The following is a 15,205-nucleotide window of genomic DNA, read 5'->3' as shown; positions in this document are numbered from 1 at the left end:
ACATGCGTTTCATCATGTGCCTCCCATACATTTTATTGTAGAACTGGGTTCTACAGCCATAACTTTATCGAACTTTTGTCAAGGTTGTGTTATTGGCCTGTGTTGCTTTTGTGAAGGGCTGGAATATTTTACTTACAGGTACGAACCGACTTCTGGGCGCCTGCATACGATATCGTACGATAACTCTTTGGGGGGTTGCCTATGTATCGGGTTCGGATGCTGGCTGCAGCGGCTGTACTCGTCGTGCTGGCAGGCGTTCTGGCAGCTTGCGGCGGCAAGACGGAGCAGCTAAGCAAAGTAAGAGTGGGCGAGGTTACGCGGTCGATATTTTACGCCCCGCAATATGTAGCGCTGTCGCAAGGGATGTTTAAGCAGGAGGGACTGGAGGTTGAGCTGACGACGATCCCGGGCGGGGATAAGGTCGCGACCGCTTTACTGTCCGGCGGTATCGACGTTGCATTGGTCGGAGCGGAGACTTCAATCTACGTGGCGCAGCAAGGCTCGAGCGATCCGATCGTCAGTTTCGCGCAGCTGACGCAGACGGACGGGACGTTCCTGGTCGCCCGCAAGCCGGTCACGAATTTTGACTGGAACTCGCTCAGGGGGGTTACGTTCCTCGGTCAAAGAAAAGGGGGCATGCCGCAAATGGCCGGAGAATTTACGCTCCGTAAGCACGGCATTGACCCGCAGAAGGATCTCAACCTCATTCAAAATATCGAGTTCGCCAACATCGCGTCGGCTTTCGCTTCCGGCACCGGCGATTATGTGCAGCTGTTTGAGCCGCAGGCGTCCGTCTTCGAGAAGGAAGGCAAAGGCTATGTGATCGCTTCGTTCGGCAAGGAAAGCGGGAAGCTGCCGTATACGGATTTCATGGCGAAGCGCAGCTTCATGAACAAATATCCGGATACGATTCAGAAATATACGAACGCGATTCAACGGGCGCAGCTGTGGGTGCAGCAAAAAGAGGTGAACGAGATCGCCGACGCGGTCAAATCGTTCTTTCCCGACACGGATATCGGGATCATCCGCTCCGTCGTTCAGCGGTACAAGGAACAGGGAAGCTACGCGACGGACGGAATCATCGACGAAGAGGAATGGAACAACCTGAAGAACGTGCTGCGGCAGGCGGGCGAGCTGAAGGGCGACGCGGACTACAAGATGCTGGTCGACAATTCGTTTGCCGAGAAGGCGAGGACGGCAGTGAAGTAAAGCGGGAAGGCGGCTTCCGTAAGGAAGAGCCTTCTTTCGTTCCTTACTAGGGAAATGAAGCGAAGGGAATGGTTGGGAAGGAGGAGCTCCGCAATGAAACCGGCGATTGATGTGCAAGATGTTTCTCAAGTGTATGTGGCGAAGAAAAAGGCGGTTTTGGCGGTCGAGCATATATCGTTCCAGCTTTTGCCGGGTGAATTCGTGTCCTTGATCGGTCCGAGCGGCTGCGGCAAAACGACGCTTCTCTCGATGATTGCAGGGCTCATGGCGCCGACTCGCGGTGTCGTCGGCCTATTTGGCGAGCCGGTGACCGGCCCGTCGCCGAAGATCGGCTATATGCTGCAGCAGGATTACTTGTTTCCGTGGCGGACGATTGTGGACAATGCCTATATCGGTCTGGAGCTGCGCGGGCAGCTGACGAAGGAGCGTAAGGATTACGTCCACCATCTGCTGGAGGAGATGGGGCTCATCGGCTTCAAGGATGCGCTGCCCGCACAGCTGTCCGGGGGGATGAGGCAGCGTGTCGCGCTGGTGCGGACGCTGGCGACTGATCCGGATATTTTGCTGCTGGACGAACCGTTCTCGGCGCTCGATTATCAAACGAAGCTGCAGCTGGAGGATTTAGTTGCGGAGACGCTCCGCGACAAGGGCAAATCGGCGCTGCTCGTCACGCACGATATTACCGAAGCGATTGCGATGAGCGACCGGATCTTTATTTTGCAGCCGCGGCCGGGACGCATTCGAAGAGAAGTGGAAGTGCCTGCGGACATACGTGCCGAGCTGCCGTTCGCAGCCCGCGAGCAGGCGCATTTTCAGGAGCTGTTCCGGGATGTCTGGAGCGAATTCGAGCAAATGACGGCAGCGGGTGCGGCGATGAAGCGGCGCGAAGGAGGGGAAGGCCGATGAAAGTATCTTCGGAAACGGTGAACGGCCCGGAAGAGCTGGCTTCGGCAGTGCTGCAGCCGAACGGGAATGAGGAGCTGACGACGGCGGTGCTTCGGCGGCATGAAGCGGAGGAGCGTTCTGCGGCCGCTCGAGTCAGGCTCACCCAGCTGCTGCTCCTCGCCGGAATGCTCGGGATTTGGGAAACGGCGGGCCGGCTGCAATGGATTGATGTGCTGCTCTTCAGCTATCCGAGCAAAATCATGCTGCTCCTGGGCGAAAAAATCGCCGACGGATCGCTGTTCCCGCACTTGGCCATGACGGTTTGGGAGACGTTCCTGGGCTTTACGCTCGGTACGCTGATCGGCACGGCTATCGCCGCAGTGCTATGGTGGTCTCCGTTCCTTTCGCGAGTGCTCGATCCTTATATGGTCGTGCTGAACAGTATGCCGAAGGTGGCGTTCGGTCCGCTGTTTATCGTCGGCTTCGGTCCCGGGGCTTTATCTATTATCGCCACGACTTTATCCGTTACGGTCATTATTACAACGCTGGTCATTTACGGCTCATTCAAAGAGACGGACCCGAATTACATCAAGCTGCTGCAGGTGTTCGGGGCGAAGCGCGGCGACTTGTTCCGCAAAGCGGTGCTTCCCGCGTCGGTGCCGACGATCGTCTCTACCTTGAAGGTGAACGTCGGCCTGGCCTGGATCGGCGTCATCGTCGGCGAGTTTCTCGTATCGAAGCTCGGACTCGGCTATTTGATCGTGTACGGGTTTCAGGTATTCAATTTCACGCTTGTGCTCGGCAGCTTGTTCGTCATTGCGCTCGTAGCGACCGTCATGTATCAGGCGGTGGCGTATTTGGAGAAACGGATGGGCGGCGGCCGCCGGTAGCGGCGGGACGAAGCGATCGGGCGAACGGTCTTGCGAAAACCGGATGAACGTGGAATAATCGAAGGCGATCGTATTTTCACCGCGCTGCGGTTTGGAAGAAGGTTGCCGATGGGGATCCGGGTCATCAAGACGGCGATTGCCGTAGTCGTTTCGATTTATATTGCCGAGTGGCTGCATCTGGGCAGTCCGCTGTCCGCGGGTTTGCTCGCAATTTTGGGCATCGAAGTGACGAGAAAGAAAGGACTGAACAGCGCTCTGCAGCGAATCGGGGCGTCGGTGGTCGGCTTGCTCGTCGCTTCGGGGCTTTTTCGTTTTCTCGGATTCGAAATCTGGGTGATCGGCCTATTCGTGCTGGTTGTGTTTCCGATTCTGCACCGAGCGAATTTACGGGACGGGGCCGTCACCGGCTCTGTCGTCATGTTTCATCTTTATAATTTGCACTCGTATTCGTATGCGACCATTATAAATGAAGTGCAGCTGCTGCTTGTCGGACTCGGCTCGGCGACGTTGATCAACTTCCTCTATATGCCCAACGAGCATCCGGCGATAACCGCTTGTAAAAATAAGGCGGAGGGGCTGTTTTCGGATATTTTCCTCCATTTCGCGGCTCATCTGCGCGATACGAGCCAGGTGTGGGACGGCGCCGAGCTGCTTGCGGCCGAGGAAACGGTAAACCGGGGGCGTCAGCTTGCGGACAAGCTGCAGCAAAATTCGTTCTCGATGAGCGGCGGCAAATGGACGCTGTACTTCTATATGCGCGGAGAGCAGCTCGAATCGATTCACCGGATGGCGTCTCTCGTGGCACAGGTATATGAAGCGCTGCCGCAGGGCGGCCATCTGGCCGACGTATTCGAGGAGCTCAGCCGGGATGTGAAGGAGAGCTATTATACGGGCCGATCGGAAATGCGGCTGCGCGAGCTGGAGACGGTGTTCCGCAGCATGCCGCTGCCGGCGACGCGCGGGGAGTTCGAGATTCGCTCGGCGCTGCTTCAGCTGATGCTTGAGCTGCACGGGTATTTGGGAGTGGCGAAGAAAACGAAGAGCCAGCTGGCGGATACGAGTGCTGGAACGAAGGCGGGCGCGAAGGCTTGATGGCGAATATGCGGACGGGGCTTTATTTTACCGGGAAGAAGACTGTGTCAACAAGCTTGGGCGGGGAGCTGCTGACTGAGGTGCACAGCGGCAACTCTTTCTTCTATTAGTTGAAATCGCTTACATATCAAACAAGCAAAACTGCATATAAAGTTGTCACGATAGACGAATGTCCTGCATACACATGTAATGAATGATGTATGGAGGAGGTTGAAGGGATGCCGATAGACCATGATTTGCAGACCAGAGAGATCATTACGAAAGCTGTCTGCGGCAAGGGGCGTAAATTCTCGCACGTAAGTCACACCGTCACTCCCCCGAACGGACCGACCAGTATCTTAGGCGCTTGGATCATCAACAATCAGTACGAAGCGGTTAAGTCTGGCGAGAACGTCGAGGTTGTGGGTACTTACGATATTAACATCTGGTATTCGTATGATCGCAATACGAAAACCGATGTTGCGAAGGAAACGGTTTCCTATGTGGAAGTCGTCCCCCTGTCCTATCTGGACAAAAAACATAAGCCGTCGACAGCTGAAGTGTCCGCCGTTGCAACGCAGGAGCCGAATTGTGTGGAGGCCAGCATTGCAACGAACGGAAGCGGCGTCGTGATCCGTGTGGAGCGGGAATACGCCGTGGAAATGGTTGCGGAGACGAAGGTTTGCGTTATTGTGAACCCGAACGGCTGCAGCGATCTCGAAGACAAGACCGTCGATTTCGGCGACGGTACGGACGGCGACTACGAGGATCTCGATCCGGAGCTTCTCGAAGACGAAGTCGATTAATGCTTTCTGATTTTGGTATATCTTATGCGGCCGGTGTGCCGGAGAAGAGGGCGACTGCCCTCTTTTTTGTTTCGGCGAGACATTTTTTTGTGCGGGGTTGTCAGACGAAGGAGGCCTAACGAGTGAGCGTTTATGTGCTGCACGGAAACGAGCCTGGCACCCTGGAGCTGCTTCAGGGGCTGAAGGTGCCGCACGGAACCGCGCTTCCAAGCGGCGAGTTCGGCGGTCGGGTGCTGATCTGGGGCGAGCGGAAGGCTGAAGCGGTCCTTGCTGCAATTCTTCGGCAGGCGAAAGCGGCGGAGCAGGCCGCAGAGCGGTTGGCGGAACAAGAACAGCAGAGCGAGACTGCGGCTTTCCAGCCGGCAACGCCGATGAAGGTGACCGGACTTTGGTCGTCGGCAAAGGCTGTCAGGCCGGGAGGGGGCTCCCGCAGAGCGGGGAAAGCGGGTGCATCCGCTGTTGCCGAAGCGGGCAAGGAGAAAGCGGGGGGCGCAGCGGCGGCAGGCTCCGGGCCGGCGGACAATGCGGCTCAAGAGAAGAGCTTGAAGGAAGGGCAGTCAAGGAGAAGCGATCGTCGCGCGGACTTGGCGGTAAGAACCGAGGCATCCGCGGCGTCTGAAGCGTCTGCGGCGACTGCAGCGTCTGGGGCGTCCGCTGCGTCCTCGTCGGCACGTCCGTCGGGGGGGCAGACGGCGGTTTCCGTGGGGATGGGGGCATACGACGGCTTCCTGGCGCTGCCGCTCATGCCGAAGGAGCCCGTACGGCAGCTTCGTCAGCACGGCGTCGAGGCGGATGAACGGACGTTCGGGATTGGCAGCGAAGCGGAGCTAACGGAGAAGGAGGATGTGCTGCGCGACTATTCGTATGTCTATCGGGTGCCGGTGTTTCATTTGGAGGCACTGACGCTGTTCCGGCTGCAGCGGGAGGCGCTGCTGCTGCGGCGGATGCCCGGCCAGAAGCCGGGCGAGTTCGTGGAGGTCGGCCTCGCCGAGCCGACCTATCCGAGCCAGCGCGCCGTACGCGAAGCGATCAAGGCGCTGTACGCGCTCGGCCTCGACTACGGCGAGGCCGTCGTCGGCATCCGGCCGGGCGGGCGGCTCGCCGTGCTGGCCGCCTGGCCGCAGCCGGATGCCCGTCTCGGCGGGCTGTACGCCGAGGCGATCGTCCGCTACGCCGCGTCGTTCGCGCGCGAGCGGGAGCGGTCCGAGCCGGCGATGCTCGGCGCGGACCCGGAGTTCCTGCTCGTGAACGGAGCAGGCAAGGTTGTCGCCGCCTCGCGCTATCTGGAGCGGGACGGCGAAGCCGGGTGCGATGCCATCGTGCTTCGCGGGCATCGCGTCATTACGCCGCTGGCCGAGCTGCGGCCGCGGCCGAGCGTGCAGCCGCGCAGGCTCGCGGCGAACTTGCGGGGCGCGATGCATCTCGCGGCATCGCGCATCGAGGACGCCGGCCTGACGTGGCTGGCGGGCGGCATGCCGCTGCCGGGCTTCCCGCTCGGCGGACATATTCATTTCAGCCGCGTCTGGCTGAATTCCCATCTGCTGCGCGCGCTCGACAATTATCTGGCGCTGCCGCTCATGCTCGTCGAAGCCGACACGACCCGCCGCCGGCGGCCCCGCTACGGCTTCCTCGGCGATTTTCGCCGCCAGCCGCACGGCGGCTTCGAGTACCGCACGCTGCCGAGCTGGATGGTGACTCCGCAAATGGCGGTCGGCGTCCTGTCGCTCGCGAGCTTGATCGCGGACGGCTACCGGCAGCTGCCGGGGGCCGGATTCGGGCCGGCCCGCCTGCCGCTGGGCGACGTGGCCGTCCAGGAGGCGTACTACCGCGGCGACAAGAATGCCGTGCTCCCGGCGGTCGCGAAGCTGTGGGAGGAGCTCGAGCGGCTGCCCGGCTATGCCGAGTTCGCCGCCGATTTGGCGCCGCTGAAGAAGCGGGTGCTGCACATGGAGCCCTGGGACGAAACGGCCGATCTGCGCCGCAGCTGGAAAATTCCTCCCTTCGACAAGAGCCGCGCGAACGGCCCGGAAATCGTGCTATAATAGAGTCGATAGACAGTTTACGAGTTTCATAGATGTTCTGGGGGAACCGATGACTACGACCTATACGCCGATGATCCAGCAATATTTGTCCGTGAAGGAGCAGGCCAAGGATGCGATTTTGCTATTCCGGCTGGGCGACTTCTACGAGATGTTTTTCGACGATGCGCTCGAGGCCTCGCGCGAGCTTGAAATAACGTTAACCGGCCGCGACGGCGGCACGGACACCCGCATACCGATGTGCGGCGTGCCTCACCATTCCGCGGAAAATTACATCGCCCGGCTGGTGGAGAAGGGCTACAAGGTTGCCGTATGCGAGCAAGTGGAGGACCCGACCGAGGCGAAAGGAGTCGTTCGCCGCGAAATCGTACGAATCGTGACGCCCGGCACCGTCATGGACAGCAAGGCTCTCGGGGACGGAGCGAACAACTATATCGCCACGGTTACGTACGACGGGCTCGTGTACGGGCTTGCCGCTTGCGACATTACGACAGGCGAGCTATACGTCACCGAAGCGGGCGGGTCGCTTGAGCTGCTCGCGGATGAGCTGAATACATACCGTCCGTCGGAGATCGTCGCTTCGGAGGAGCTGCTCGGCCTGTTCCGGGGCAAGGCCGGCGACGGCGACAACGTCGAAGGAGGCGGCGCCGGAGCGCTCGCGGCGGCGAAGCCAGCCGTGCTGACGGCGCGGTCCGTCACGCCGGAGCATGAAGCGCTGCTGCAGGAGCATTTCGATGCGGCGAGCGTTGCCGCGTTACCGGCGGTCAGCCGCGAAGGCGTCGCTCTGCTGCTCGGCTACCTGCACGAAACGCAGAAGCGCTCGCTCGGGCACGTGAAGACGATTCGTCACTACGAACCGAATCATTACATGATTATGGACCCGTTTACGCGCCGCAATCTGGAGCTGACGGAGACGGTACGCGAGCGCAGCCGCAAGGGCTCGCTGCTGTGGCTGCTCGACCGCACTGTAACGGCGATGGGCGCGCGTGCCCTGCGGCGCTGGATCGAGAAGCCGCTGATGAATGTCGCGGCGATCGAGGAGCGGCTTGAGGCCGTCGACGCCCTGTACCGCGGCCTTATCGCCCGCGAAGACGTCCGGATGGCGCTGCGGGACGTGTACGATCTCGAGCGGCTCGTCGGCCGCATCGCCTACGGCAGCGCGAACGCTCGCGATTTGCTCGCGCTGCGCGTATCGCTCGCGCAAGTGCCGTCGCTCGTCGCCGCCTGCCGCGCTTCGGGCTCGGAGACGCTGCGGCGTCTGGCCGAGCGCCTCGACCCTTGCGCCGACGTTCATGATGCGATCGCCGCGGCGATCGGCGACGAGCCGCCGGTATCGGTGCGGGACGGGGGCATGATCCGCGAGGGCTACGACGCGTATCTCGATCAGCTGCGCGAGGCCGGCCGGAACGGCCGGCAGTGGATCGCCGAGCTGGAGCGCCAGGAGCGGGAGGCGACGGGCATCAAGTCGCTGAAGATCGGCTACAACAAAGTGTTCGGCTACTTTATCGAGATTACAAAAGCGAATGTGGCGTCGCTGCCGGAAGGCCGCTACGAACGCAAGCAGACGCTTGCGAACGCCGAGCGGTATGTGACGCCGGAGCTGAAAGAGAAGGAAGCGCTCATTCTCGAGGCGCAGGACAAGATGGTCGATCTCGAGTATGAGCTGTTTGCCGGCGTTCGCGACAGCGTAGCCGCGCATATTCCTCGCCTGCAGCGGCTCGCCGAAACGATTGCGGCGGTCGATGCGCTGCAGTCGCTTGCCGCGGTCAGCGCGGAGCGCCGCTTCCATCGTCCGCGGGTGACCGACGGGTACGATCTTCAGGTGAAGCTCGGCCGCCATCCGGTCGTCGAGGCCGTTATGGACGGCGGCACGTTTATCGCCAACGATACGGAGCTTTCGGAGCAGGGCGGCTCGATGCTGCTGATTACGGGTCCGAATATGGCGGGGAAGAGCACCTATATGCGTCAAGTGGCGGTTATCTGCCTGATGGCGCAAATCGGCTGCTTCGTTCCGGCGGAGGAAGCGGTGATTCCTATCGTCGACCGCATTTTTACGCGAATCGGGGCTGCGGATGATCTGATCGGCGGACAGAGCACGTTCATGGTCGAGATGATGGATATTCAAATTATGACCGAGAAGGCGACGCCGCGCTCGCTTGTCATTATTGACGAGCTTGGGCGCGGCACGTCGACGGGCGAAGGGATGGCGATCGCGCAGGCGGTGATCGAATTCCTGCATGACCGGGTCGGCTGCAAAACGCTCGTATCCACGCATTTTCACGAGCTTGCGCACCTCGAGGACAGTCTTCGCCAGCTTCGCAACGTCTGCATGGCGGTCAAGGAGAGCGGACGCGACGTTACGTTCCTGCGAAAGCTGATTCCCGGCGCGGCGAGTACGAGCTACGGCATTTACTGCGCGCAGATCGCCGGATTGCCGGAGACAATCATCAGCCGGTCGTACGAGCTGCTTCACGCGTTCGAGGCGAGAAGCCAGCTCGAAGGCTCTGCTGTGAAACAAGCCGGCGGGCGGCCTGCGGAAGTGAAGTCGGGGAGCGAGTCCCAGGCTTCCGGACCGCCGCTTGCCCAGCCGCAATGGCATGCGCAACAGCAATCGTCCGCTCAGGCGCAGTCATCCGAACCGGCGGAGCCTTCCGCTTTGGCGCCATTGCCCGCTCAGCAGGAGCCGTCGGTTCTGCCGGATACGTCCGCACAGCAGGAGCCGTCCGTCCTCCCGCAGCCGGCCGTGCAACAGCTCAGCCTGTTTCCCGACGCCGAATCGGACAAGCCGAAGAAAAAATCGGACGGGAAGAGCGACCAGGTGCTCGAGCAGCTCAAATCCGTAGATTTGATTAATATGACGCCGCTGCAGGCGATGAATATGATTTACGAATGGAAGCGGAAGCTTCAAGACCAACGATGACGAGGAGCGTGACTACTATGAAGCACTTATTCCCTTTATCCGCACCTGACAATCGATCAGCTTCCTCGCACCGGCGCCGCAGCCGGATTTGGCTGACCGCCGCACTTGCTATCGCGTTAACCGGATCGCTGGCTCCCGCTGCCGTTTCTGCCGAGGAGGAGTCGGCCGATCAGAAGCTTGACCGCAGTGCCGTACTGCAGCTTCTCAGCGAGCTGCATGTCAGCGGTACGCCCCGTTCGGCGCTGGAAGGCTTGTCCGTGCCGGATATGCTGGAGCTGCTGAAGGATCCGTATACGGATTATTTTACGAGCGAAGAGCTTAGCCAGTTTACGGATTCTCTCGAGCAAAACTATGTCGGCATCGGCGCTGTCGTCGGCGTCGATGACGTCGGCGTTTACATCGACCGGCTGATCCCGGGCTCGCCGGCCGAATCGGCGGGGCTGCAGCGGGACGATTACATCACCGCCGTCGACGGCAACCCGGTCGAAGGCGCCGATACGACTGGCGAAGTCGTGAAGCAAATCTTAGGTCCGGAAGGCACGAAGGTTTCCGTTACCGTCAAGCGCGGCGACGTGACGAAGGAATTTTCGCTAACCCGCCAAAAAATTCAGCTGCCGCCGGTCAACGCCGAATTGTTCCAACCGGAAGTCGGCTACATTCAAGTGACGGAGTTTTCCAGCGATGCGGGGACGAAATTCGCGGCAAAGCTCGATGAGCTGCTGAAGCAGGGCGCCAAGTCGTTCATTATCGACGTGCGCGACAATCCGGGCGGACTGCTGTCGAGCGCCAAGACGATCGTCGAGCAGTTCGTCGATTCCGGCGTGCTTATTCATACGAAGGACCGCAACGGCGTCGACGAGCCGGTAACGCTTCAAGGCCGCAAGCTGGCCGTCCCGGTCACGATTCTCGTCAACGAGCGCAGCGCCTCCGCGTCCGAAGTCATTACAGGCGCACTCCGCGATTACCAGATTGCCGCCGTAGTCGGGACGAAGACGTTCGGCAAGGGCAGCGTTCAGCAGATTTATAATTTGCCGAGCGGCGGTGCGCTGAAGGTGACGGTTCAGGAATATTTGACTCCGAAGATGACGAAAGTCAATCATATAGGCATTACCCCCGACATTGTGGTGGAGGGCGAGACGGCACAGCTCCTTGCGGCGCTCCGGAAGGCCGGATTGAGCGAGCTGTCCATTAAGGACGATAAACATAGAATGTTTGTGAACGGCGTCGACATTGGGGACGACATGCAGGTGATCCGGGAGCAAGGGCATGTGTATGCGCCGACGCGCACGGTTACGTCGCTGCTTGCCGGCACCGTCACGTGGAACGGCGAGACGCGCTCCGTCGATATAGCGGCCGGCGGCAAAACCGGTCAGTACAGCGAAAGCTCGCACCAGCTCGTTCTGCGCGACGGCTCAAGCTTCATCGATCTGGAATCGCTGCGCAGCACGTTCTCCGAGCTGTCTTATACGGATACGAACGGCACGCTGACGTTGTCGGCCAAAGCGAAGGCGCAATAACGACTTTCAGGAGGCACACCATGGGCAAAATCAAGCTGCTCGACGAGCACATCGCCAACCAGATCGCCGCAGGCGAAGTCGTGGAGCGTCCGTCGTCCGTCGTGAAGGAGCTGGTCGAGAATGCGGTCGATGCCGGCTCGACGCGAATCGACGTGACGATTGAAGAGGGCGGCCTGCAGCTGATCCGCGTGACGGACAACGGTTCCGGGATGGAGGCGGACGACAGCGAGACGGCGTTCCAGCGGCATGCCACGAGCAAAATCGCCACAAGCAAAGATTTGTTCTCGATCCGAACGCTCGGCTTCCGGGGCGAAGCGCTGCCGAGTATCGCCGCCGTATCCAAGCTGACCTGCACGACGTCGGCCCGCACCGACGGGCTGGGCCGGCGTATCGTCATTGAAGGCGGGACGATTCGCGAAGCGGCGGACGCCGCAGCCGAGCGGGGAACGGACATCGTTGTCAGAGAGCTGTTCTACAATACGCCGGCTCGGCTCAAATATATGAAATCGATCCAGACGGAGCTCGGGCACGTATCGGATTACTTGTACCGGATGTCGATCGCACACCCGGACATTGCCTTTACCTTAAAGCATAACGGACATACGCTGCTGCAGACATTGGGCTCGGGCGACGGGCTGCAGGTGCTGGCCGCGATTTACGGGACGGCGCTGGCAAAGCAAATGACCGAATTGACCGGCGAAAGTCTCGATTACAAGCTGCGGGGCTGGATCGCCAAGCCGGAAGTGACGCGCGCAAACCGCAGCGGTATTACCGTCGTCGTGAATGGGCGTTATATCCGCAATTATTCGCTCAACCAAGCGTTACTGCAGGGCTATCACACGCTGCTGCCGATCAACCGGTTTCCGGTGGCGGCGCTGCGGGTCGAGATGGATCCGGTGCTTGTCGACGTCAATGTGCATCCTTCCAAGCTTGAAGTACGTTTCAGCAAGGAGCAGGAGCTGATGGAGCTGATCGAACGCTCGGTGCGGGAGTCGCTCGGCAATCAGGTGCTGATCCCGCAAATCGCGAAGTCCGCCGCTCCGAAGCCGGCTGTCGTTCAAGAGCAGATGACCTTGTACCGCCCGATGCCGGAAGCTGATAAGGATCAGCCGCAGAGGCAGACGCAGCCGCAGACGCAGCAACAGGCGCAGACGCAGCAACAGGCGCAGACGCAGCAACAGGCGCAGACGCAGACGGACGCTTCATGGCGGCAGCCCGCAAATCCGTCTCCTGCGACCGGGGGCGCCTTCTCATACGGCACGTCCGCGTCCGGGTTGCAGGCGGCAAACGAAGAAGGTAAAATGGAAAAGGCTAACAGGCCGTATTCGTCCCGTCAAGAAGCTTATCGCGGCACAGGGAGCGGAGAATCGTTCAAGCAGGCTGTAAGCGCGCTGTCCGAAGTGATGCAGCCGGCCGAGCCTGCTGCCGACAACGCGTCTCCGGCTCTTCCGGCGTTTCCGCGTCTTCAGCCGATCGGACAGCTGCACGGGACGTATTTGGTGGCGCAGAACGAGGACGGATTGTTTCTTGTCGATCAGCATGCCGCCCATGAGCGTATCAACTATGAGCGGTTTTACGATAAGTTCGGCCGGCCGGCCGATGCAAGCCAAGAGCTGTTAATGCCATTAACATTCGAATTTACGTCGGCGGAAGCCGGGAAGCTGCAGGACAAGCTGCCGCTGCTGGCTGCTGTCGGTGTCGTTATGGAGCCGTTCGGAGGCAGCGCCTTTCTCGTCCGCTCGCTGCCGCATTGGTTCCCGTCCGGGGACGAGCAGACGATTGTCGAGGAAATGTGCGAATGGCTGCTGGAGGGGAAGGCTTCGATCGATATTGCCAAAGTCCGGGAAAAGGCGGCGATTTTGTGCTCCTGCAAGGCGTCCATTAAAGCGAATCAGCGGCAAAGCTTGGCGGAGCTGGAGGCATTGCTCGATCGATTGGGACAATGCCGCAACCCGTATACGTGTCCGCACGGCCGACCTATCGTCGTCAGCTTTTCAACCTACGAGCTTGAAAAAATGTTTAAGCGGGTCATGTAGCGATTACGTTCCATACGTTCCGGTAAGGAAGTGCCATGAATTGATTGTAACGACATCATACGAACCGTCCGGGGAACAGCTGGCCAAGGCCCAGGCTGCCGCGAAGGAGCTTGGCGCCGCCTTCGCTCCCCGGGGGCGCAGCTCTCTGGAGCGCCTGCTGGCGGAATATGGCGAGCAGGAGCTTCTGCTTGTTGCGAAGGACGGTCTGCAGCTCGTTCGTCCGGGCGAGCCGCCGTTATTTTTCCATCCGAGCATGGCGGCGATCCGGTTGAAGCGTCTTCGCGCCGGGGAGGACGATGCGATGCTGTCCGCCGCCCGGATCGAGCCCGGCGACGCTGTTCTGGACTGTACGGCCGGGCTCGCCTCCGACTCCATTGTGTTCTCGTACGGTGTCGGCGAGAAGGGCTCGGTTACCGCGCTGGAGAGCGAGCCGATCGTCGCGTGGCTCGTCGCCGACGGACTCGCCACCTACGACACCGGCGACGAACGGATGAATGAAGCGCTGCGCCGCATCCGGCTGAAGCGCAAGGAACATCTTGATTATTTAAGCGGCTTGCCCGACCGGTCCGTAGACGTCGTTTATTTCGATCCGATGTTTCGGCGGCCGATCGGCGCCTCGACGTCCATTTCGCCCCTCCGCGAGCAGGCGAATCATCGTGAGCTTGCTCGCGAAGCGGTTCTTGAGGCAAGGAGAGTGGCCCGCAAAGCCGTCGTCATGAAGGAACAGCGGCTGAGCGGCGAATTTGCGAGACTCGGTTTCGATCACGTCATTCCGACCGCACGCAAGCTGGGATACGGGGTGATGATACTATGACAAGCGATGGGCGGAAGCCCCCGCTGCTCGTGCTGCTCGGTCCTACCGCTGTCGGAAAGACAAAGCTAAGCTTGGAGCTGGCGATGCGCCACAAAGGTGAAATCATATCCGGCGACTCGATGCAGGTGTACAGAGGGATGGACATCGGCACGGCGAAAGCGTCGGAAGCGGAGCGTGCTCTCGTGCCGCACCATCTGATCGATATTTGCGATCCGGACGAGCCGTTCTCGGCGGCCGACTTTCAAAGAGCCGCCAGCGAACGGATCGCCGACATTGCCGGCAGAGGCAAGCTGCCGATGCTCGTCGGCGGCACGGGGCTGTATATCGAATCGCTGTGTTACGGGTTTCGGTTCGTTGATGCGGGTTCGGACGAGGCGCTGCGTCAAGCGCTGAACGATTATGCGGAGCAGAACGGCGACGAAGCCTTGCATGACATGCTGCGCCAGGTCGACCCCGCAGCGGCCGAACGGCTGCATCCGAACGACCGTAGACGCGTGATCCGGGCGATTGAAATCGAACGGCTGACAGGGAAACCGATGAGTGAGCACCAGGCCGGACAGAAGAAGCAATCTCCGTACGAATGCTATTTTATCGGTCTGACGATGGATCGGGCACTGCTGTATCAGCGTATCGAGCAGAGGATCGACGCCATGCTCGAGGAAGGCTTGGTGGAGGAAGTGCGGCGTCTGCTCCGCGCCGGCTACTCGACGACGCTAACTTCGATGCAAGGGCTCGGCTACAAGGAAATCGCCGCTTACTTGCAGGGCGGCATGTCCTATGACGAAGCGGTGTCGCTTCTCAAGATGAGCACCAGGCGATTTGCGAAGCGCCAGCTGTCGTGGTTCCGGCATATGCCGGACATCGACTGGTATGATGTGACTGACCCGGAAAAATTTATTCAACAAGTTCCAAACATTCATGGTATAATAGCAGGAAAGTTTGGCGGTCAGCGCGAATAGGAGTAGGGCAGCCGGCTGTTCCATCCATAACGATGTCAACGCCGGATGGCGTCTTAATA

General features: G+C 60.2%; 11 protein-coding genes. All 11 read left to right on the top strand.

Features of this window, described 5'->3' with window-relative positions; translation table 11 throughout:
• Positions 1-201: 201 nt before the first annotated feature.
• The 11 genes from ACFFK0_RS20215 (at position 202) to miaA (ending at position 15,146) form a co-directional block, all read left to right on the top strand.
• Entirely contained in the window at positions 202-1,209 is a 1,008-nt protein-coding gene (locus ACFFK0_RS20215; protein WP_377472148.1) for an ABC transporter substrate-binding protein, read from the top strand.
• Between the two features lie 93 nt (positions 1,210-1,302).
• Entirely contained in the window at positions 1,303-2,115 is an 813-nt protein-coding gene (locus ACFFK0_RS20210; protein ID WP_377472147.1) for an ABC transporter ATP-binding protein, read from the top strand.
• Entirely contained in the window at positions 2,112-2,984 is an 873-nt protein-coding gene (locus tag ACFFK0_RS20205) for an ABC transporter permease (RefSeq protein WP_377472146.1), read from the top strand. Before ACFFK0_RS20210 ends, ACFFK0_RS20205 begins: the two co-directional genes overlap by 4 nt.
• A gap of 108 nt (positions 2,985-3,092) precedes the next feature.
• Positions 3,093-4,076: an aromatic acid exporter family protein gene (locus ACFFK0_RS20200; RefSeq protein ID WP_377472144.1), complete on the top strand. Its 984-nt coding sequence runs from the start codon at positions 3,093-3,095 to the stop codon at positions 4,074-4,076.
• A gap of 218 nt (positions 4,077-4,294) precedes the next feature.
• Positions 4,295-4,861, top strand: coding sequence for an outer spore coat protein CotE (locus ACFFK0_RS20195; RefSeq protein WP_377472143.1), 567 nt, complete (start codon positions 4,295-4,297; stop codon positions 4,859-4,861).
• A gap of 122 nt (positions 4,862-4,983) precedes the next feature.
• Positions 4,984-6,903: a putative amidoligase domain-containing protein gene (locus ACFFK0_RS20190; protein WP_377472142.1), complete on the top strand. Its 1,920-nt coding sequence runs from the start codon at positions 4,984-4,986 to the stop codon at positions 6,901-6,903.
• A 49-nt stretch (positions 6,904-6,952) separates the two neighbouring features.
• Positions 6,953-9,820, top strand: coding sequence for a DNA mismatch repair protein MutS (gene mutS, locus ACFFK0_RS20185; RefSeq protein ID WP_377472141.1), 2,868 nt, complete (start codon positions 6,953-6,955; stop codon positions 9,818-9,820).
• Between the two features lie 17 nt (positions 9,821-9,837).
• The gene (locus tag ACFFK0_RS20180; RefSeq protein ID WP_377472139.1) at positions 9,838-11,337 is read left to right on the top strand and encodes a S41 family peptidase; all 1,500 of its coding nucleotides are present in this window, start codon (positions 9,838-9,840) and stop codon (positions 11,335-11,337) included.
• A 20-nt stretch (positions 11,338-11,357) separates the two neighbouring features.
• Positions 11,358-13,373: a DNA mismatch repair endonuclease MutL gene (mutL, locus tag ACFFK0_RS20175; RefSeq protein WP_377472138.1), complete on the top strand. Its 2,016-nt coding sequence runs from the start codon at positions 11,358-11,360 to the stop codon at positions 13,371-13,373.
• Between the two features lie 40 nt (positions 13,374-13,413).
• Positions 13,414-14,187: a class I SAM-dependent methyltransferase gene (locus ACFFK0_RS20170; RefSeq protein ID WP_377472136.1), complete on the top strand. Its 774-nt coding sequence runs from the start codon at positions 13,414-13,416 to the stop codon at positions 14,185-14,187.
• The gene (gene miaA / locus ACFFK0_RS20165) at positions 14,184-15,146 is read left to right on the top strand and encodes a tRNA (adenosine(37)-N6)-dimethylallyltransferase MiaA (RefSeq protein ID WP_377472135.1); all 963 of its coding nucleotides are present in this window, start codon (positions 14,184-14,186) and stop codon (positions 15,144-15,146) included. The genes ACFFK0_RS20170 and miaA overlap by 4 nt, the downstream gene beginning before the upstream one ends.
• Positions 15,147-15,205: the final 59 nt, after the last annotated feature.

It is taken from the genome of Paenibacillus chartarius (genome assembly GCF_042432825.1).
In the GTDB taxonomy this organism is placed as follows: Bacteria; Bacillota; Bacilli; order Paenibacillales; family NBRC-103111; genus Gordoniibacillus; species Gordoniibacillus chartarius.
Note: the sequence above shows the minus strand (reverse complement) of the source record. Positions and strands in the feature narration are given on the sequence as shown.